Origin of the sequence: Klebsiella sp. GL120222-02, from assembly GCF_003097195.1 — a bacterium.
GTDB classification, from domain to species: domain Bacteria; phylum Pseudomonadota; class Gammaproteobacteria; order Enterobacterales; family Enterobacteriaceae; genus Klebsiella; species Klebsiella variicola.
In genome coordinates, this window is the sequence record NZ_QEQO01000010.1 from 22632 (window position 1) to 42577 (window position 19946).

Here is a 19946-nt window from a genome sequence, read left to right on the forward strand (position 1 = left end):
GAGGATTGTCATGGCTGAATTACTGTTAGGGGTCAATATTGATCATATCGCGACCTTGCGTAACGCGCGCGGCACCGCCTATCCGGATCCGGTTCAGGCAGCGTTCATTGCCGAGCAGGCCGGCGCTGACGGCATCACCGTGCATCTGCGCGAAGACCGTCGCCATATTACCGATCGCGATGTGCGTATCCTGCGCGAGACGCTGCACACCCGGATGAATCTTGAAATGGCGGTCACCGAAGAGATGCTGACGATCGCCTGCGAAACCAAACCACACTTCTGCTGCCTGGTGCCGGAGAAACGTCAGGAAGTCACTACCGAAGGCGGACTGGACGTGGCCGGGCAGCGCGACAAGATGCGCGATGCCTGCCAACGTCTGGCGGATGTCGGTATCCTGGTCTCTCTGTTTATCGATGCGGATAACGAGCAGATCAAAGCGGCGGCAGACGTTGGCGCGCCCTATATCGAAATTCACACCGGCTGCTATGCCGATGCCAAAACCGATGCTGAGCAGGCGAAGGAGCTGGAACGTATTGCCAAAGCGGCCACCTATGCCGCCAGCCTTGGCCTGAAGGTGAATGCCGGCCACGGTCTGACCTATCACAACGTGAAAGCGATTGCCGCGCTGCCGGAAATGCATGAGCTGAATATCGGCCATGCGATTATCGGTCGCGCAGTGATGAGTGGCCTGAAAGAGGCTGTCGCGGAAATGAAGCGTCTGATGCTGGAAGCGCGCGGCTAATGGCCATTCTCGGGCTGGGTACCGACATCGTCGAGATCGCCCGCATCGAAGCGGTGATCGCCCGCAGCGGCGATCGCCTTGCCCGCCGGGTGCTGAGCGACCATGAATGGAGCATCTGGGAGCAGCACCAGCAGCCGGTGCGTTTCCTGGCGAAACGCTTTGCGGTCAAGGAAGCGGCGGCGAAAGCGCTGGGAACCGGGATCCGTAACGGACTGGCGTTTAATCAGTTCGAGGTATACAACGACGAGCTGGGCAAGCCGAAGCTGCGACTATGGGGCGAAGCAAAGCTTTTGGCGGAACGAATGGGGGTAAGCGCTATTCACGTTACTCTCGCCGATGAACGCCACTACGCCTGCGCCACGGTGATTGTCGAAAGCTAGCCAGGATGGCGGTTAAATTTTATCCGCGTGGTGCATTAGCACGAATTTATCCCACAGCTGTTCTTCACTCTCGACGTGTGCCGGATCTTTCAGGATCGTATTCGGGATCGGGCACACTTTCTGGCAGGTTGGCGTGTCGTAATGACCCACACACTCGGTGCAGCGGTCGCTGTTAATTTCATAAATGCTATCACCCATCGAAATGGCCTCATTCGGGCACTCCGGTTCGCACATATCGCAGTTGATGCATTTTTTGGTAATTAACAGCGCCATCAGGAAAGTCTCAGAAACAACACAAACAGGGCGGGCATTATACGCCCATTTTCTGCTCAGACCAGCTTTTTCACCAGCGCTTCGCTATGGCGAATGCGCTCCGGCGCCCGCTCCAGATCCTGCTGCACCAGCCCCATAAACAGCAGGTCGGTGAGCATCATTTGCGCGCTGGTGGAGGAGATGGCCGCGCTGCGCGTCGCCTGCTCTTCGGCAATGGTATACAGGCAGTGGGTTGCCTGCTGCTGCAGGGCGTTAGGGCTAAAGCCGGTGATCGCCAGGATCTTGCAGCCCACGCGCAGCGCTTCACCTGCCGCCATATTGATCTCCCGGCGCTCGCCGGAGTAAGAGATCGCCAGCAGCAGATCGTCGCTGGACATGGCCTGCACTGTCGCCAGCAGGGCGTGCATATCCTGCTCAGAAACCGCGTTGATGCCGATCTTCATCAGCTTCCAGCTAAAGTTACGCGCCACCAGACCGGACGCGCCGATGCCGGTGACGATCACCCGCCGGGCGTTGCGCAGCAGCGTGACGGCTTCCCGCAGCGTCTCTTCAGTATTGACGTCCAGCGAGGCATGCATGGCGGCGACATTGTCTTTAATGAGTTTCTCGCCGACCAGACGCAGCGGGTCGTCACCGCGAATGTGGTTATGTACCGGAACCGAGTGCGGATCCGGGCTGCTGGCCAGCGCTTCACTCAGCGCCAGCTTCAGCGCCGGAAAGCCTTTGAACCCCAGTTTCTGGGCAAATTTAACCACGCTGGACTGACTCACACCGGCTTCCGCCGCCAGCTGCTGCGAGCTGAGGTGCCGGGTCTCATCGGGCTGGCTCAGAATATAATCGGCCAACTTTTTGTCGCTCGCCGCCAGGGTGGGATAGCGCTGACGAATACGCGTTAAACAGTTCATTGGAGCTCCGCTGGAGCCGTCCGGCTCGTGACTGACAGAATTTTTATTCGATTATAAGGGGTATACCACGAATTAAAAATTCTTGAGCCACAATTTTTCCTTCGCCTGCTAATTTAATTGTTCCTTAACGGCAGGGGATGTTTTCCCTCTTCGCGGCGTAAGGCTGTTAAGCTTAACCTAACGAGAAGCGAGTCCTGACATAAGGAGGCAGTTTGCAGCACAATGAACGGAAAGTGGTGTTTTTCGATCTGGACGGAACCTTGCATCAGCAGGATATGTTCGGCAGTTTCCTGCGCTACCTGCTGCGTAATCTGCCGCTAAACCTGCTGCTGGTGGTGGCGATGGGGCCGGCGATCCTTGCCGGGCTGGCGGTGTGTGGGCGGGCGGCGCGCTGGCCAATGAGCCTCCTGCTGTGGGCGTCAACCTTTGGCCGTCGCGAGGCGGTACTGAAGCGGCTGGAAGCGGAATTTGTCGGCTGGTTTCGCCATCATGTGACGGCGTTTCCGGTGGTTCATGCGCGGCTCACGGCCTACCTGACCAGTACCGATGCCGACGTCTGGTTGATCACCGGCTCGCCGCAGTCGCTGGTGGAGCAGGTCTATCGCGATACTCTCTGGCTGCCGCGGGTGAATCTGATAGCCAGCCGCACCGCGCGCCGCTGGGGCGGCTGGGTATTGACCCTGCGCTGCCTGGGGCATGAAAAAGTGGTGCAGCTGGAGAAAAAGATTGGCGCGCCGCTGCGGCTGTACAGCGGCTATAGCGACAGCGAGCAGGACAACCCGTTGCTCGGCTTTTGCCAGCATCGCTGGCGGGTAACGCCTCAGGGAGAGCTCCAGCAGCTGGAGTAATAGTGTGTAATTGATAGCGCCCATGTATAATGCGCCCCGCTTTTTCTGCTGGAGTGGCCGCTGTGTCTGACCTCGAACTCAATGATGAATACTGGATGCGTCATGCCCTGACGCTGGCAAAGCGCGCCTGGGAAGAGGGCGAGGTGCCGGTGGGCGCGGTGCTGGTGTATAACAACCAGGTCATCGGCGAGGGCTGGAACCGGCCGATCGGCCGTCACGACCCCACCGCTCACGCGGAAATTATGGCTTTACGCCAGGGCGGGCTGGTGCTGCAAAACTATCGCCTGATCGACGCCACGCTGTACGTGACCCTGGAGCCTTGCGTCATGTGTGCTGGCGCCATGGTGCACAGCCGTATCGCCCGCCTGGTCTTTGGCGCCAGGGATGCCAAGACCGGCGCCGCTGGCTCGCTAATAGATGTCCTGCACCATCCGGGAATGAATCATCGGGTTGAAATAAGCGAAGGCGTGCTGGCGGAGTCCTGCTCTACCATGCTGAGCGACTTCTTTCGCTGGCGGCGGGAAGAGAAAAAAGCGCTGAAGAAAGCCCGGGAGCAGACCGGAGAAGGTTAATACAGGTGGCCGGGGAGTTTTAACCGGGCATTATCCATCTGCTTATCGGCGCGAAACTTGAAAAAGGGCAGGGTGGTCTCCTGCGGCTGTTCGAGTTCATTCGGGAGCACGGCCGGGTAATCCTCCGCCAGGGCCAGCGTTTGCTGTTGCTGGCGCTCCTTCTCTGACAAATAGCCGACAAGGCTTATCTGATATTTGCGGATGTTTTCCACATAGGCGTAGGCCTCATGGCCGCGCGCGTAGCCGTATTTAAGTTTGCTGTAATAGGGCTTCTGGCTCAACAGGGGTAAACGCAGCTTAACGTCTGCCCAGCTGTTGGGATTGCCTTTTTGTTTGCGGGTGAGCGCCATGGCGTCCAGCATATGGGCATAGCCCATATTGTAAGCAGCCAGCGCAAACCAGATGCGTTCGTCTTTCGGAATCGAATCCGGCACTTTATCCATCATATCCTGCAGATAGCGCATGCCGCCGTCGATACTCTGCGCCGCATCGGTCCGGTCAGTCAGTCCCAGACTTTGCGCGGTGTTGCGCGTCAGCATCATCATGCCGCGCACGCCGGTGGGGGAAGTGGCCTGCGGATCCCAGTGGGATTCCTGCCAGGCGATCGCGGCCAGCAGGCGCCAGTCAATCTCGCGGGCGTACTTTTCAAATAGCGGCTGCACGTCCGGGAGAATATTTTCCACTGCACGGAGGAAGGTGCGGGTGTCGACATAATCGAAGTCGTTGCCGTGGCCGAGGTATTTCTCCTCCAGGCGCGCCAGCGTCCCGTCTTCATTAATGTTATTGAAGAAATCAAGCATTGCGGCCGACAGCGAATTATCTTCGCCCCGGGCGCTAAACCAGGTGACCGGCTGTTCGTCGGTGATATCCAGGGCCACCGCCAGCTCCGGATGGACGCGCTGAAACAGGCTGACGGCCACCGAATCGGCGACGGTGTAATCGAGTTTGCCGTCAATCACCGCCTGCATCAGCGCCGTGGTACCGCGCTTCTCGTCCACGCGCCAGGTAAGATCCGGATATTTCTCCGCTTTTAAGGCCTGCAGGTCGTTGATCGCCACGTGGCCCGGAGCGATAGTGAGTTGCTCGGCGGTTAGCGACGCGAGAGTGCGCGGCCGGATATTACCGACACGATAGACCAGCTGTTGGGAAACAGAATAGTAGGTGGGGCCAGCCTGGTAGTTTTTCACCCGCTCCTGGTTATAAACCAGACCGGCAGCCAGCATATCGGCCTGACCGTCGTCGAGGTCGTCAAACAGCTGGCTGATATTCTGCCGGACGGTTATCTTAAGCGTCACGCCCAGATAGTCAGCAAACTGCTTCGCCAGTTCATAATCCAGACCGAACGTTTTATCGTTCATGGTGGCGAAGGTCATCGGCGAGTTGATGGTGCTGATGCGCAGCTCGCCGCGAGCGATAATACCCGCCACCCGGTTCTCGGGTTTACTGGACCAGGGGATTGACGGCCACAGGGCCGCCGCCAGCAAAAGGGTGACAATGCCGATCAGCAGATAATTAATCTTTAATTTTTTCAGAGCGTTAATCTTCTGCAGCTTCAGGTTCCTCAGCAGGCGATGTCCGGAAAAAACGCAAGGTTGTCGTCGAATGTGCGGCATTCTGCTTAAGAATGCGCCAGTTGGCAACTTATTCGCGATGGTCGTCACATTTATTGATAAATAGCATCAATGATTTTATTTCTACGCAAACGGTTTCGTCGGGGCGCAGGATTCACTATAATGACGCCCGTTTCCCCCCCTGGCTCACCCTGAAAGCTTCGAAGACGAGAGACTTATGATGGAAATTTTGCGTGGTTCACCTGCACTGTCGGCATTCCGTATTAATAAACTGCTGGCACGATTTCAGGCGGCCAACCTTCCGGTAAGCGCCATATATGCCGAGTATATTCATTTTGCCGATCTGAACGCTCCGCTGAGCGCTGACGATCGCGAGCGCCTGGCGCGACTGCTTCAGTATGGCCCGAGCTTAAGCAGCCATACCCCGACCGGTAAATTACTGCTCGTGACCCCTCGCCCTGGCACCATCTCTCCCTGGTCTTCTAAAGCTACCGATATCGCTCACAACTGCGGTCTGACTCAGGTCGTGCGCCTGGAGCGCGGCGTGGCGTATTACGTTGAAGCCTCAACCCTGACCGAAGCGCAGTGGACCGTCGTGGCGGCGGAACTGCACGACCGCATGATGGAGAGCGTCTTCGACGCCCTGGAAGCGGGCGAGACGCTGTTCGCTCACCATCAGCCGACGCCGGTCACCAGCGTTGACCTGCTGGGCGAAGGCCGTCAGGCGCTGATTGACGCCAACCTCCGTCTGGGGCTGGCGCTGGCAGATGACGAAATTGACTACCTGCAGGATGCGTTTACCCGTCTGGGCCGCAACCCGAACGATATTGAGCTGTATATGTTCGCTCAGGCGAACTCTGAGCATTGTCGCCACAAGATTTTCAACGCCGACTGGATCATCGACGGCGAACAGCAGCCGAAGTCGCTGTTCAAAATGATCAAAAACACCTTCGAAAAAACGCCGGACTACGTCCTGTCGGCCTATAAAGATAATGCCGCGGTGATGGAAGGGTCTGAAGTGGGGCGCTATTTTGCCGACCACCAGACCGGGCGCTACGACTTCCATCAGGAGCCGGCGCACATACTGATGAAGGTGGAAACCCATAACCACCCGACGGCCATCTCTCCATGGCCGGGCGCGGCAACCGGCTCCGGCGGCGAAATCCGTGATGAAGGCGCCACCGGCCGCGGCGCGAAGCCGAAAGCGGGCCTGGTGGGCTTCTCGGTTTCCAACCTGCGTATTCCGGGCTTCGAGCAGCCGTGGGAAGAAGATTTCGGTAAACCGGACCGCATTGTCACCGCCCTGGACATCATGACCGAAGGCCCGCTGGGCGGCGCGGCGTTTAACAACGAGTTTGGTCGTCCGGCGCTGAACGGCTACTTCCGCACCTATGAAGAGAAAGTCACCAGCCACAATGGCGAAGAGCTGCGCGGCTACCACAAACCGATCATGCTGGCCGGCGGTATCGGCAACATCCGCGGCGAGCATGTGCAGAAGGGCGAGATTACCGTCGGGGCGAAGCTGATCGTGCTGGGCGGCCCGGCGATGAACATCGGTCTCGGCGGCGGCGCGGCCTCTTCTATGGCCTCCGGCCAGTCCGATGCCGACCTCGATTTCGCCTCCGTACAGCGTGACAACCCGGAAATGGAACGCCGCTGTCAGGAAGTGATCGACCGCTGCTGGCAGCTGGGCGACGCCAACCCGATCCTCTTTATCCACGACGTTGGCGCGGGCGGTCTCTCCAACGCCATGCCGGAGCTGGTGAGCGACGGCGGCCGCGGCGGTAAATTCCAGCTGCGCGATATTCTCAGCGATGAGCCAGGGATGAGCCCGCTGGAGATCTGGTGTAACGAATCGCAGGAGCGTTATGTTTTGGCGGTCGCCCCGGAGCAACTGCCGCTGTTCGACGAACTGTGTCGCCGCGAACGCGCGCCTTATGCCGTTATCGGCGAAGCTACCGCGGAGCAGCACCTGAGCCTGAGCGACAGCCACTTTAACGATCAGCCGATCGACCTGCCGCTGGACGTTCTGCTCGGCAAAACACCGAAAATGACCCGCGATGTGCAGACCCTGAAAGCCCAGGGCAGCGCGCTGGATCGCCAACCGATTACCCTTGCTGATGCGGTAAACCGTGTTCTGCACCTGCCGACGGTGGCCGAGAAAACCTTCCTCGTGACCATCGGCGACCGCACCGTGACCGGTATGGTCGCCCGCGACCAGATGGTCGGCCCGTGGCAGATCCCGGTGGCCAACTGCGCGGTGACCACCGCCAGCCTCGACAGCTACTACGGCGAAGCGATGGCGATGGGCGAGCGCGCCCCGGTTGCCCTGCTGGACTTCGCGGCCTCTGGCCGTCTGGCCGTCGGCGAAGCGCTGACCAACATCGCCGCCACGCAGATTGGCGAGCTGAATCGCGTGAAGCTGTCGGCTAACTGGATGGCCGCCGCAGGTCACCCGGGCGAAGACGCTGGCCTGTATGAGGCGGTGAAAGCGGTAGGCGAAGAGCTGTGTCCGGCGCTGGGCCTGACCATTCCGGTCGGTAAAGACTCGATGTCGATGAAAACCCGCTGGCAGGAAGGCAGCGAGCAGCGCGAGATGACCTCCCCGCTGTCGCTGGTGATCTCCGCTTTCGCCCGTGTCGAAGATGTTCGTCATACCGTCACGCCGCAGCTTTCTACAGAAGATAACGCTCTGCTGCTTATCGACCTCGGTAAAGGGCACAACGCGCTGGGCGCGACGGCGCTGGCGCAGGTCTATCGCCAGCTCGGCGACAAGCCGGCAGACGTGCGTGATGTCGCTCAGCTGAAAGGCTTCTGGGATGCGATGCAGGCCCTGGTGGCGCAGCGTAAACTGCTGGCCTATCACGACCGCTCCGACGGCGGCCTGTTGGTGACTCTGGCGGAAATGGCCTTTACCGGCCACTGTGGCCTGGAAGCAGATATCGCCGCGCTGGGCGATGATCGTCTGGCCGCGCTGTTCAACGAAGAGCTGGGGGCGGTGATCCAGGTGCGCGCTGCAGACCGTGAGGCGGTGGAAGCCATTCTGGCGGTTAACAGCCTGGCAGACTGCGTGCATTACCTTGGTAAAGCGGTCGAGGGCGATCGCTTCGTGCTGACCGCCAACGGTCAGACGGTGTTTAGCGAGAGCCGCACTACGCTGCGCATGTGGTGGGCGGAAACCACCTGGCAGATGCAGCGTCTGCGCGACAACCCGGCCTGCGCCGATCAGGAGCACGAGGCGAAAGCCAATGACGCCGATCCGGGCCTCAATGTGAAGCTTTCGTTTGAGATTAATGACGACATTGCGGCGCCGTACATTGCCACCGGCGCGCGTCCGAAAGTGGCCGTCCTGCGCGAGCAGGGGGTGAACTCCCACGTTGAAATGGCGGCAGCCTTCCATCGCGCCGGCTTTGACGCCATCGACGTGCATATGAGCGACCTGCTGGCGGGCCGCACCGGTCTGGGGGATTTCCATGCCCTGGTGGCCTGCGGCGGCTTCTCCTATGGTGACGTGCTGGGCGCGGGTGAAGGCTGGGCGAAGTCGATTCTGTTCAACGAGCGCGTGCGCGATGAGTTCGCGACGTTCTTCCATCGTCCGCAGACGCTGGCGCTCGGCGTGTGCAACGGCTGTCAGATGATGTCCAACCTGCGCGAGCTGATCCCGGGCAGCGACCTGTGGCCGCGCTTTGTGCGTAACCAGTCTGACCGCTTCGAAGCGCGCTTTAGCCTGGTGGAAGTGACGCAAAGCCCATCCCTGCTGCTGGAAGGCATGGTTGGCTCACGGATGCCGATTGCGGTCTCCCACGGCGAAGGTCAGGTGGAAGTGCGCGACAGCGCGCATCTGGCCCAGCTGGAGAGCAAAGGTCTGGTGGCGCTGCGCTTCGTGGATAACTTTGGCAAAGTGACCGAAACCTATCCGGCGAACCCGAACGGTTCCCCGAACGGTATCACCGCGGTGACCAGCGAAAGCGGGCGCGCGACCATCATGATGCCGCACCCGGAACGCGTCTTCCGCACCGTAAGCAACTCCTGGCACCCGGAGAACTGGGGCGAGGACAGCCCGTGGATGCGTATCTTCCGTAACGCGCGTAAACAGCTGGGTTAACCTTCCGGCAGCGCCTCATGTGAATGTATCAGCCCCCTGCTCAGGCAGGGGGCTTTTTTTATCTGTGATGGCCGGCACGCCAGGGTGTCGGGAATTGCCGACAACCCCTATGTTATGGTGTCGTCAATAGGAGACACTTAACATATTGATTTTATTGAGCAGTGGTGCGGCGCCTGTTTAGTGTCGTCAATTAGCGACAATATGAATAAAAAATGTACGGTTCCGGTATGGCAATGATCGTGAGCTAATATCATATATATCAGCGTGTTAATAAAATGTTTTGAAAGGTGGCATAGTTCATGCATAATATTAACCAGTGGCTCATTCACCTTCTTATGTCAGCCCCTTCGGGACGCGCTACATAAACTTCGAATGACGCACAAACAGGTGCCTGCCGTCCAACTCCTGATAACAGCCTGGCTTTATCAGACATCGGGCGAAACGTCGAGTAAGGCACCGCCTCATTCCTGAACAAAGCCAGGCCTTGCGCCTGGCTTTGTTGTTTCTGCGGCGCAGTAACCAGCGGTAGCGCTTTTCTCCGGCGCGCTCCTCAGTTAGCATCGACCAGAGCTAATGATTGAGACAACATCCTTGAAGCGACTCTCTCTTTTTCCCCGTTCGCTGCGTCAACTGGTGACGCTCTCCTTTGTGCTGATCCTGCTGCCGCTGTTGGTGCTGGCGTGGCAGGCCTGGCAGAGCCTGAATGCCCTTAGCGCCCAGGCGGCGCATATTAACCGCACTACGCTGGTCGATGCCCGACGCAGCGAGGCGATGATCAATGCCGCGCTGGAAATGGAGCGCAGCTATCGCCAGTACTGCGTGCTGGACGATCCGACGCTGGCGCGGGTGTATCAGAATCAGCGACAGCGCTACAGCCAGATGCTGGATGCCCATGCCGGCGTGCTACCGGACGAGAAACTCTGGCAGGCGCTGCGTCAGGACGTCAGCGATCTGGCGCAGTTGCAGTGTAAAAATAGCGGCCCCGATGCCCAGGCGGCCGCCAGACTGGAAGTTTTCGCCAGCAATAACAGCGATATGGTGCAGGCGACCCGGGCAGTCGTCTATTCCCGCGGCCAGCAGCTGCAGCAGGAGATTGCCGAACGCGGCCAGTTTTTCGGCTGGCAGGCGCTGGTGCTGTTTCTGCTGAGCCTGGCGCTGGTGCTGCTCTTCACCCGTATGATTATCGGTCCGGTGAAAGGCATAGAAAGAATGATCAATCAGCTGGGGGCAGGGAAGTCGCTGGACGACGCCGCATTGTTTACCGGCCCGCGCGAGCTGCGCTCGGTGGGCAAGCGCATCATCTGGCTCAGCGAGCGCCTGGCGTGGCTGGAGTCGCAGCGGCATCAATTTCTTCGTCATCTGTCGCATGAGCTGAAAACCCCGCTGGCCAGTATGCGTGAAGGTACCGAGCTGTTGGCCGACCGGGTCGCCGGGCCACTGACCCCTGAGCAGCAGGAGATCGTCGAGATCCTCGACAGCAGTAGTCGTAACCTGCAAAAGCTGATTGAACAGTTGCTGGACTACAACCGAAAACAGGCCGACAGCCCGGTGGCTCGCGAAGCGGTGGATCTGGTGGACCTGGTGGAAAACGTCGTGGCGGCGCACAGCCTGCCCGCGCGGGCTAAACTGATGCATACTGAACTGACGCTGCAGGCGCGGCGTTGCCTGGCAGAGCCTGCACTATTGATAAGCGTAATGGATAATCTCTACTCCAATGCGGTGCACTATGGCGCTGAATCCGGTAACATCCGTATCCACAGCTACCGGCACGGAGAGCAGGTGCGTATTGATGTCGCCAACAGCGGCGAACCGATCCCGGCCGCGGAAAAGAATATGATTTTCGAGCCTTTTTACCAGGGGAGTCACCAGCGTAAAGGGGCCGTTAAGGGCAGTGGGCTGGGGTTGAGTATCGCCCGCGACTGCGTCCGGCAGATGCAAGGGGAGCTCAGCTTAGTTGACGCGCCCGCCGGGCAGGTCTGTTTTCGCATTACGCTTCCCTCAGCGCCGGAATAATCCAACTTATGAATCGATATCGGGGAACTATGTCCCAATTCCTGGCCTGGCGCCGTTCCCTTCGCGGATGGCTGCTTTCAGGCATTGCTTGTCTGACGCTGGCGGGGTGTTCCGCCGGCTTTTCACCGCATACCGCGGAAGGTACCGCCGCCCCCGGGCAGGCGCAGCATCAGGTGGCCGATTTTGTCGCGGTAGACTGCGCGGACATCTGGGCCCACAGCAGCGATGCCAGCGACAAAAATCCCCTCTACTGGCTGCGGGGCATTGACTGTGCCGATCGCCTCGCACCGGCGCAGGCGCGGGCGGAGGCGAAACGCCATACCGACGACAGCTGGCAGGACGCGTTCCGTCGCGGCATCCTGCTTGCTGATGCCAAAATTACTCCCGACGAGCGTCGCGACCTGGTGGCGCGTCTCGATACCTTCAGCCCGCAAATCGCCGTTCAGGTCCGCCCGCTGTATCAGCTTTGGCGCGACGGCCAGACCCGTCAGCTGCAGCTGGTGGAAGAGCGTGCCCGTTACGCGAAGCTTCAGCAGTCCAGCGATAGCGAACTGGAGACGCTGCGACAGCAGGAGCAGGCGCTGCGCGAACAGCTGGAGCTGACCACCCGTAAGCTGGAGAACCTGACGGATATCGAACGCCAGCTCTCCAGCCGCAAGCCGGGCGGCAACTTCGGCAGCGAAAAAGTGCCGGAGGTGATCCATGACGATCCGTAAACCGGCGCGTTTGCTGCTGGTGGATGACGATCCGGGACTGTTGAAGCTGCTGGGCATGCGCCTGGTCAGCGAAGGCTACAGCGTGGTCACCGCCGAGAGCGGGCCGGAAGCGCTGCGCGTGCTGGGGCGTGAGAAAGTGGATCTGGTGATTAGCGATCTGCGGATGGATGAAATGGATGGCCTGCAGCTGTTCAGCGAGATCCAGAAGGGGCTGCCCGGCATGCCGGTGATTATTCTCACCGCCCATGGTTCGATTCCCGACGCCGTGGCCGCGACCCAGCAGGGGGTGTTCAGCTTCCTGACCAAGCCGGTCGATAAAGATGCCTTGTATAAAGCCATTGATGAGGCGTTAGAGCAGCGCTCGCCGGCCACCGACGAAGCCTGGCGCCAGTCGATTGTGACCCGCAGCCCGCTGATGCTGCGTCTGCTTGAGCAGGCCGGGATGGTGGCGCAATCGGATGTCAGCGTGCTGATTAACGGCCAGAGTGGGACCGGGAAGGAGATCGTCGCCCAGGCGATCCATAACGCCAGCCCGCGTCATGATAAACCGTTCGTGGCGATCAACTGCGGCGCGCTGCCGGAACAGCTGCTCGAATCCGAACTGTTTGGCCATGCGCGGGGCGCCTTTACCGGCGCGGTCAGTAACCGTGAAGGATTATTCCAGGCCGCTGAGGGCGGTACGCTGTTTCTCGACGAGATCGGTGATATGCCGGTTGCGCTGCAGGTGAAGCTGCTGCGCGTCCTGCAGGAGCGTAAGGTGCGTCCGCTGGGCAGCAACCGCGATATCGAGATCAACGTGCGGATCATCTCCGCCACCCATCGCGACCTGCCGAAGGCGATGGCCCGCGGCGAGTTCCGCGAAGATCTGTTTTACCGACTCAACGTGGTGAATCTGAAGATCCCACCGCTTTCCGAACGGGCTGAGGATATCCCGCTGCTGGCTAATCATTTGCTGCGCCAGTCCGCCGATCGCCATAAGCCGTTTGTCCGGGCGTTTTCCAGCGATGCGATGAAGCGGCTGATGGCCGCCAAGTGGCCGGGTAACGTGCGCCAGCTGGTGAACGTGATTGAGCAGTGTGTGGCCCTGACCTCGTCGCCGGTGATTGGCGACGCGCTGGTGGAGCAGGCGCTGGAAGGAGAGAATACCGCGCTGCCGACCTTCGTGGAGGCGCGCAATCAGTTTGAGCTGAACTACCTGCGCAAGCTGCTGCAAATTACTAAAGGCAATGTCACCCACGCCGCGCGGATGGCAGGGCGCAACCGCACCGAATTCTATAAACTGCTGTCGCGCCATGAGCTCGACGCCAACGACTTTAAAGAGTAGCTCCGTAACATAGCGCAAGTTATGATACGGTAAGCAACCGGTTACGCGACTAAGACAGGAACACCATGAAAAAGATTGATGCGATTATTAAACCTTTCAAACTGGATGACGTGCGTGAAGCGCTGGCCGAAGTCGGCATCACCGGGATGACGGTGACGGAAGTGAAGGGCTTTGGCCGCCAGAAAGGTCATACCGAGCTGTACCGCGGTGCGGAGTACATGGTGGATTTTCTGCCAAAAGTAAAAATTGAAATCGTGGTGACCGACGATATCGTCGATACCTGTGTGGATACCATCATCCGTACGGCGCAGACCGGCAAGATTGGCGACGGCAAGATCTTTGTCTTCGACGTCGCGCGGGTCATTCGTATCCGTACCGGTGAAGAAGACGACGCGGCGATTTAATCCTCGCCGCTCGCTGCAGTATTGCCGGGTGAGGCTGCGCTTACCCGGCCTACAAATCCCCGCGTCGTCGGGGCTTACAGGACCTTATGCGGGCCGAAACATTCGTAATGAATGTTGTCTTTATTAACCCCTAATTCTACCAGCTGCTTCGCTGCAAACTGCATAAACGCTACCGGGCCGCAGAGATAGAACTGCATCTGCGGGGCGCGAATATTGTCCGCCACTGCCGCTAAATCCATCAAACCTTCGCTATCAAAACGTCCAGTCTGACGGTCGGCTTCGCTCGGGTTGCGATACCACACGTGCGAGGTAAACGCCGGCAGCGCCGCGCCAAGCGCACTCACTTCATCGGCAAAGGCGTGAACGTCGCCATTTTCCGCCGCATGGAACCAGTTCACCTGACCCTGATGACCGCTCTTCGCCAGCGCATCCAGCATCGCCAGCATCGGCGTTTGCCCGACGCCCCCGGAGAGCAGGGTGACCGGCGTCTGTGGTTCAACGTTAAGGAAGAAGTCACCCGCCGGGGCGGCTAAATAGACCACATCGCCTTCGCTGGCATGGTTATGCAGCCAGCTGGAAACCTGACCGCCGTCCTCACGTTTTACCGCGATGCGGTAGCCTTTGCCGTCCGCTTTGCGGGTCAGGGAGTACTGGCGGATTTCCTGATATTCGAAGCCTTCCGGTTTCAGCCAGATGGCCAGGTACTGGCCAGGCTGGTAATCGGCGACCGGCTGGCCATCAACCGGTTCGAGCTCAAAGCTGGTGATAAGCTGGCTGCGCGGGGTTTTCTTCACGATGCGGAACGCGCGGGTCCCTTCCCAGCCGCCGGTTTTACTGGCGTTTTGCTGATAAATTTCTGCTTCGCGGCCGATAAAGACGTTCGCCAGCACGCCGTAAGCTTTTCCCCAGGCATCAAGCACTTCCTGACCCGGGCTGAACATTTCATCGAGGGTCGCCAGCAGATGGCTGCCAACGATGTTGTACTGCTCCGGTTTGATCTGGAAGCTGGTGTGTTTCTGGGCGATTTTTTCCACCGCCGGCAGCAGGGCGGGCAGGTTATCGATATTGCTGGCGTAGGCGGCAATGGCGTTGAATAACGCTTCGCGCTGATCGCCGTTGCGCTGGTTGCTCATGTTGAAAATCTCTTTGAGCTCCGGATTATGCGCGAACATACGATCGTAGAAATGGGCGGTGAGCTTTGGGCCGGTCTCTACCAGCAGGGGGATGGTGGCTTTGACCGTGGCGATGGTTTGAGCGTCGAGCATAGCGTGCTTCCTTGTGTGTTATCTTATTGATGCATTTTAAATGCATCTTATAGAAATAACCCTGCTATGTAAATGGTTCTTTAACACTTAATCCCGATGCCGTTACAACATGAAGAATTTGCATCACAAACCTGAAAAGAAATCCGTTGATAATGAGAGAGACGTTATTGCTCAAAGCCTTGTGTCATGCGGAGCCAATCGTTTGCGTAAAATCCTTTGTCAAGACCTGTTATCACAGAATGATTAGGTTATACTGTGGGCCGTTGTCCAATCGGACCGCCTTTTTAGGCCGAAATTTTATTGTTAGCTGAGTCAGGAGATGCGGATGTTAAAGCGTGAAATGAACATTGCCGATTATGATGCCGAACTGTGGCAGGCTATGGAGCAGGAAAAAGTACGTCAGGAAGAGCACATCGAACTGATCGCCTCCGAAAACTACACCAGTCCGCGCGTCATGCAGGCGCAGGGCTCTCAGCTGACCAACAAATATGCTGAAGGGTATCCGGGCAAGCGTTACTACGGCGGCTGTGAATATGTCGACGTGGTTGAGCAACTGGCTATCGACCGCGCGAAAGAACTGTTCGGCGCTGACTATGCTAACGTCCAGCCGCACTCCGGCTCTCAGGCTAACTTTGCGGTCTACACCGCGCTGCTGCAGCCGGGCGATACCGTGCTCGGTATGAACCTGGCGCAGGGCGGCCACCTGACTCACGGCTCTCCGGTTAACTTCTCCGGCAAACTGTACAACATCATCCCTTACGGTATTGATGAGTCCGGTAAAATTGACTATGACGACATGGCGAAGCAGGCTCAGGAACACAAACCGAAGATGATCATCGGTGGTTTCTCCGCTTACTCCGGTATCGTTGACTGGGCGAAAATGCGTGAAATCGCCGACAGCATCGGCGCTTACCTGTTCGTCGATATGGCGCACGTGGCTGGCCTGATTGCCGCGGGTGTGTATCCGAACCCGGTTCCGCATGCTCACGTTGTGACCACCACCACCCACAAAACCCTGGCGGGTCCGCGCGGCGGCCTGATCCTGGCGAAAGGCGGTAGTGAAGAGCTGTACAAAAAACTGAACTCTGCCGTGTTCCCAAGCGCGCAGGGCGGCCCGCTGATGCACGTTATCGCGGCGAAAGCGGTGGCGCTGAAAGAAGCGATGGAGCCAGAGTTTAAAGTTTACCAGCAGCAGGTTGCGAAAAACGCCAAAGCGATGGTGGAAGTGTTCCTGAACCGCGGCTACAAAGTGGTTTCTGGCGGTACTGAGAACCACCTGTTCCTGCTGGATCTGGTGGATAAAAACCTGACCGGTAAAGAAGCTGACGCCGCCCTGGGCCGCGCCAACATCACCGTGAACAAAAACAGCGTGCCGAACGATCCGAAGAGCCCGTTCGTGACTTCCGGTATCCGTATCGGTTCTCCGGCTGTGACTCGCCGCGGCTTCAAAGAAGCGGAAGTTAAAGAGCTGGCTGGCTGGATGTGTGACGTGCTGGACAATATCAATGACGAAGCGGTCATTGAACGTGTGAAAGGCAAAGTGCTGGATATCTGCGCCCGTTTCCCGGTTTATGCGTAAGCGTTAACGTTGCAATAAAAAAGGCCGCGATTGCGGCCTTTTTTGTGTCTGCCGATTAGCGGCGGTCGAGCGAAATCGCTCCGGGGCCGGTAATCGCCAGCAGCAGAAAAGCGCCGGCGATGCTGACGTTTTTCCAGAAATTAATCATGTTCGGCAATACCGCATCGCCGGTCATATCCCAGTAATGATGGCCAATCACCGCCGTACCCAGCGTATAAAAAATAAAGATGACCGCCAGCGGGCGGGTGAAAAAGCCCAACACAATTAAGATCGCGGCAGGGACCTCCATTATCACAGCGATAATCGCCGCCAGCGTCGGCATCGGCGCGCCGGAGGCGGCCATGTACTGCACCGTACCGCCAAAGCCTAACAGTTTCGGATAACCAAAAAGGATAAACAGGACCACCACGGCGATGCGGGCGATGAGCAGCAGCAAGGAGCGGGAAGCGCCAAAATCAAAATAGCGGAGTGTGTTCATAATCAGCTCGTTATGAGAGAAGTGTGATTTAAACGTAATACACAAATTTGCCCGCCGCCATGGTGAGAAAATAATAATGTTGCGCTTCGTTTCATCAGGATTTGGCTGCGGGTTGCTCGCACTTTGATGCCCGGTTATCGGATTTTATTTAATACAACCGGCGATGGGATGGTGCTCGCTCTGTGATGTGTGTCACGATTTAAAGACAAATGTACTCAACTTCCATATAGAGAGTGAGACACCGGTTTACTCAAGATGGGGTTTGTCGCCAGACTGTCGCCACCATTCGGGAGGAAATCATGGTCTTGCACTCCACGCGCTGGCTGGCGCTCAGTTATTTCACCTACTTTTTTAGCTACGGTATTTTTCTGCCCTTCTGGAGCGTCTGGCTGGCCGGAAACGGGCTGACTCCGGAAACCATCGGCCTGTTGCTTGGCGCTGGCCTGGTGGCTCGTTTTCTTGGGAGCCTGCTGATTGCCCCGCGGGTCAGCGATCCCTCCCGGCTCATTGCCGCGTTGCGCGTGCTGGCCCTGTTAACCTTACTTTTCGCGCTGGCCTTCTGGGTCGGCAGTCACGTGGCATGGCTGCTGGCGGTCATTATCGGCTTCAACCTGTTCTTTTCGCCGCTGGTGCCGCTGACGGATGCCCTGGCCAATACCTGGCAAAAGCAGATCACCATGGACTATGGCCGGGTGCGGCTATGGGGCTCCATTGCCTTTGTCATCGGTTCGGCGCTGACCGGCAAGCTGGTCAGCCTGTTTGATTATCGGGCGATCCTGCTGATGTTAAGCCTGGGTGTCGCCTCGATGCTGCTGGGTATGCTGCTTAAGCCGTCGGTGATGCCCCACGGGGAGTCGCGCCAGCAGCAGGGAGCAGGACTGACGGCCTGGCTGACGCTGGTACGCCAGAGCTGGCGCTTTCTCGCCTGCGTCTGTTTGCTACAGGGGGCGCACGCCGCCTACTACGGCTTTAGCGCCATCTACTGGCAGCAGGCCGGCTATTCTGCCTCGGCGGTCGGTTATCTGTGGTCGTTAGGCGTGGTGGCGGAAGTGGTGATCTTCGCGTTGAGTAAAAAGGTGTTCCGCCGCTTCAGCGCACGCGACCTGCTGCTGCTCTCCGCCGTCTGCGGGCTGATTCGCTGGGGACTGATGGGCTGGACCACGGCGCTGCCGGGACTCCTCCTTGCGCAGATCCTTCACTGCGGCACCTTCACGGTGTGTCATCTGGCGGCGATGCGCTATATCGCCGCCCGTCAGGGCAGCGAAGTGATCCGCTTGCAGGCCGTCTACTCCGCGGTGGCGATGGGCGGGAGTATTGCCATCATGACCGTCTTCGCCGGTTTCCTCTATCAGCACCTGCACCAGGGCGTGTTCTGGGTAATGGCCCTGCTGACGATCCCGGCGCTGATTATCCGGCCAAAAGCGGTGGCGGCCTAGTCCTCAAGCATCGCGCAGATATGCTGCTGCTGGCGTTCAGTGAAGCAGTTCTCCGCGTGGATCAGCGGCGGCGAAAACAGCGGTAGCGCCGTCGCATAAGGGGTGACGATAAGCGTCACCCCTTTGGGCGCACCTTCCTTCTGAAAGCGCTCTACGCTCTGGTATTTGATATTCAGCGGCAGCAGCGTGAGTTCGCGCAGCTGCTGTTCCAGAGCCTCTTCTATAGCCGGGTTGTCATCGGTTAGCAACAGCACCTGTTTTTCGTGCAGGTCGCTTTTCTGCATCAGCCAGGCGCCAAAGATCACCGCGATTAAGCCGGTCTCTTCCTCATTAAAATGGATGTGCCAGGCTTCCTCGAATTCGCTCAATGCCGCCTGGGTGGTACGCAGTAAGCGAGGATAGAGCCGGCTCACTTCCTCCGTGAGCGTGCTGTCGATGCCGATGGCAAACACGCTGCGGATCAACGCCTGCGATAAATGAATATAGAGTTGATCGCTGAGCCCCTGCTCATCACTGAAAGCCCTGCCGGCGAGGACCTGGAAGCGATGGATCAGGCCGGAGATAGCCAGTCGCAGGCGGCGATCGTGCGGGTGACCGTCGCGGACCGGGTCGGGGGTTTTGAGCAACATAAACAGTAGCGAGAGGAAGAAGGGCTCTCCAACATGCGGCGGAGCGCCGACCCGGCGCTGCCAGTGGCGGACAATCTCCTGCGCCAGGGTAAACTCGGCGGCGGTCTGGGCCCAACGCTGCTGTTCATCATTGAAGTCCGGAGAGTATCCCCGGTGATGCTCAAGCAGACAGTACTGCAGATATAAGCGCAGAAACTGCACGTCGCGGCAGTCAAACTGGCGATTGAGCGCCCGCGCGCAGCGGTTCACCAGCGCCTGCAGATTGGTATCATCGTATAAGGTACGGGCAATGCCTTCCTGTTTAAGCTGCGTTTTCAGGGCCGGGGTAAAATGATGATTGACGAACTGCGGGCAGAGGCGTAGCCCCCGCCGCAGCGCATGCAGCAGACATAAACGTTGGTCGAGCGCGGCGCCTTCAATCCGATAGCTGCCGTCCACCTCTGACCGGAGGGTCAAACGGTGGTAACGCTGAATTTCGCGTCCGGTCTCCTCAATATCCTGCCGGGCCGTGGTCTCATCAACGAGGTTGATCCTGCCAAGCCGTTCAGTCGTCACCGACTGTCCGGGCAGATAAAACATCAGGAGCACCTGGCTACGGCGCTGTGGACTGGAAAGCGCAGATGGTGGTTCAATGACGGTCATCATCTGGTAAGTTCCAGTTAGGGTTTTCGCTAAGAATAGACAATGGCAGAGGCGGGGGCAGGGC

The 19946-nt window shown here is 58.6% G+C and carries 17 protein-coding genes; 11 read left to right on the forward strand and 6 right to left on the reverse strand.

Annotated elements, in window-relative coordinates; all coding sequences use genetic code 11:
* The first annotated feature begins 10 nt into the window (after positions 1-10).
* The gene (gene pdxJ / locus N438_RS23835) at positions 11-742 is read left to right on the forward strand and encodes a pyridoxine 5'-phosphate synthase (RefSeq protein WP_116696558.1); all 732 of its coding nucleotides are present in this window, start codon (positions 11-13) and stop codon (positions 740-742) included.
* Positions 742-1122, forward strand: a complete 381-nt coding sequence (gene acpS / locus N438_RS23840) for a holo-ACP synthase (protein ID WP_015370293.1) — start codon at positions 742-744, stop codon at positions 1120-1122. Before pdxJ ends, acpS begins: the two co-directional genes overlap by 1 nt.
* Positions 1123-1134: 12 nt before the next feature.
* Here acpS and N438_RS23845 read toward each other — a convergent pair whose 3' ends face one another.
* The gene (locus N438_RS23845) at positions 1135-1395 is read right to left on the reverse strand and encodes a YfhL family 4Fe-4S dicluster ferredoxin (RefSeq protein ID WP_004144350.1); all 261 of its coding nucleotides are present in this window, start codon (positions 1393-1395) and stop codon (positions 1135-1137) included.
* Positions 1396-1451: 56 nt separating this feature from the next.
* Complete coding sequence (locus N438_RS23850; protein ID WP_004144349.1) at positions 1452-2300, reverse strand: MurR/RpiR family transcriptional regulator; 849 nt, start codon at positions 2298-2300, stop codon at positions 1452-1454.
* A gap of 212 nt (positions 2301-2512) precedes the next feature.
* Between N438_RS23850 and yfhb the strand changes: the two genes are divergently transcribed.
* Both yfhb and tadA read left to right on the forward strand, forming a co-directional pair.
* Positions 2513-3148, forward strand: a complete 636-nt coding sequence (gene yfhb, locus N438_RS23855; protein WP_008803773.1) for a phosphatidylglycerophosphatase C — start codon at positions 2513-2515, stop codon at positions 3146-3148.
* Positions 3149-3210: 62 nt separating this feature from the next.
* Positions 3211-3720 (forward strand): tRNA adenosine(34) deaminase TadA, encoded by a 510-nt coding sequence (gene tadA / locus N438_RS23860; protein WP_032700879.1) that lies wholly within the window; start codon positions 3211-3213, stop codon positions 3718-3720.
* On the opposite strand, the gene mltF is transcribed toward tadA, so the two are convergent.
* A complete protein-coding gene (mltF, locus tag N438_RS23865) occupies positions 3717-5333 on the reverse strand; it encodes a membrane-bound lytic murein transglycosylase MltF (protein WP_008803775.1) in 1617 nt (538 codons plus the stop codon). The two genes, tadA and mltF, sit on opposite strands and share 4 nt — an antisense overlap.
* 175 nt (positions 5334-5508) lie before the next feature.
* Between mltF and purL the strand changes: the two genes are divergently transcribed.
* The 5 genes from purL (at position 5509) to glnB (ending at position 13853) form a co-directional block, all read left to right on the forward strand.
* On the forward strand, positions 5509-9396 hold the full coding sequence (purL, locus tag N438_RS23870) for a phosphoribosylformylglycinamidine synthase (protein WP_116696559.1): 3888 nt from the start codon (positions 5509-5511) through the stop codon (positions 9394-9396).
* Between the two features lie 591 nt (positions 9397-9987).
* A complete protein-coding gene (locus N438_RS23875) occupies positions 9988-11409 on the forward strand; it encodes a HAMP domain-containing sensor histidine kinase (protein WP_012967434.1) in 1422 nt (473 codons plus the stop codon).
* A gap of 29 nt (positions 11410-11438) precedes the next feature.
* The gene (gene qseG, locus N438_RS23880) at positions 11439-12125 is read left to right on the forward strand and encodes a two-component system QseEF-associated lipoprotein QseG (protein ID WP_023298077.1); all 687 of its coding nucleotides are present in this window, start codon (positions 11439-11441) and stop codon (positions 12123-12125) included.
* Positions 12112-13449: a two-component system response regulator GlrR gene (gene glrR / locus N438_RS23885; protein WP_023340619.1), complete on the forward strand. Its 1338-nt coding sequence runs from the start codon at positions 12112-12114 to the stop codon at positions 13447-13449. Before qseG ends, glrR begins: the two co-directional genes overlap by 14 nt.
* A 65-nt stretch (positions 13450-13514) precedes the next feature.
* Positions 13515-13853, forward strand: coding sequence for a nitrogen regulatory protein P-II (gene glnB, locus N438_RS23890; RefSeq protein ID WP_002914032.1), 339 nt, complete (start codon positions 13515-13517; stop codon positions 13851-13853).
* A gap of 74 nt (positions 13854-13927) precedes the next feature.
* On the opposite strand, the gene hmpA is transcribed toward glnB, so the two are convergent.
* Positions 13928-15118 carry an NO-inducible flavohemoprotein gene (hmpA, locus tag N438_RS23895; protein ID WP_008803780.1) on the reverse strand — a complete coding sequence of 397 codons (1191 nt, stop codon included), beginning with the start codon at positions 15116-15118 and terminating at the stop codon, positions 13928-13930.
* Between the two features lie 325 nt (positions 15119-15443).
* Between hmpA and glyA the strand changes: the two genes are divergently transcribed.
* Positions 15444-16697 (forward strand): serine hydroxymethyltransferase, encoded by a 1254-nt coding sequence (gene glyA / locus N438_RS23900; protein ID WP_008803781.1) that lies wholly within the window; start codon positions 15444-15446, stop codon positions 16695-16697.
* 55 nt (positions 16698-16752) lie between these two features.
* On the opposite strand, the gene N438_RS23905 is transcribed toward glyA, so the two are convergent.
* Positions 16753-17175, reverse strand: coding sequence for a DoxX family protein (locus N438_RS23905; protein ID WP_012540860.1), 423 nt, complete (start codon positions 17173-17175; stop codon positions 16753-16755).
* Positions 17176-17474: 299 nt separating this feature from the next.
* On the opposite strand from N438_RS23905, the gene N438_RS23910 reads away from it, so the two are divergent.
* Complete coding sequence (locus N438_RS23910; protein ID WP_008803783.1) at positions 17475-18611, forward strand: 3-phenylpropionate MFS transporter; 1137 nt, start codon at positions 17475-17477, stop codon at positions 18609-18611.
* Here the strand turns inward: N438_RS23910 and csiE are convergent.
* Complete coding sequence (csiE, locus tag N438_RS23915; protein ID WP_012540862.1) at positions 18608-19885, reverse strand: stationary phase inducible protein CsiE; 1278 nt, start codon at positions 19883-19885, stop codon at positions 18608-18610. The genes N438_RS23910 and csiE overlap by 4 nt on opposite strands.
* Positions 19886-19946: the final 61 nt, after the last annotated feature.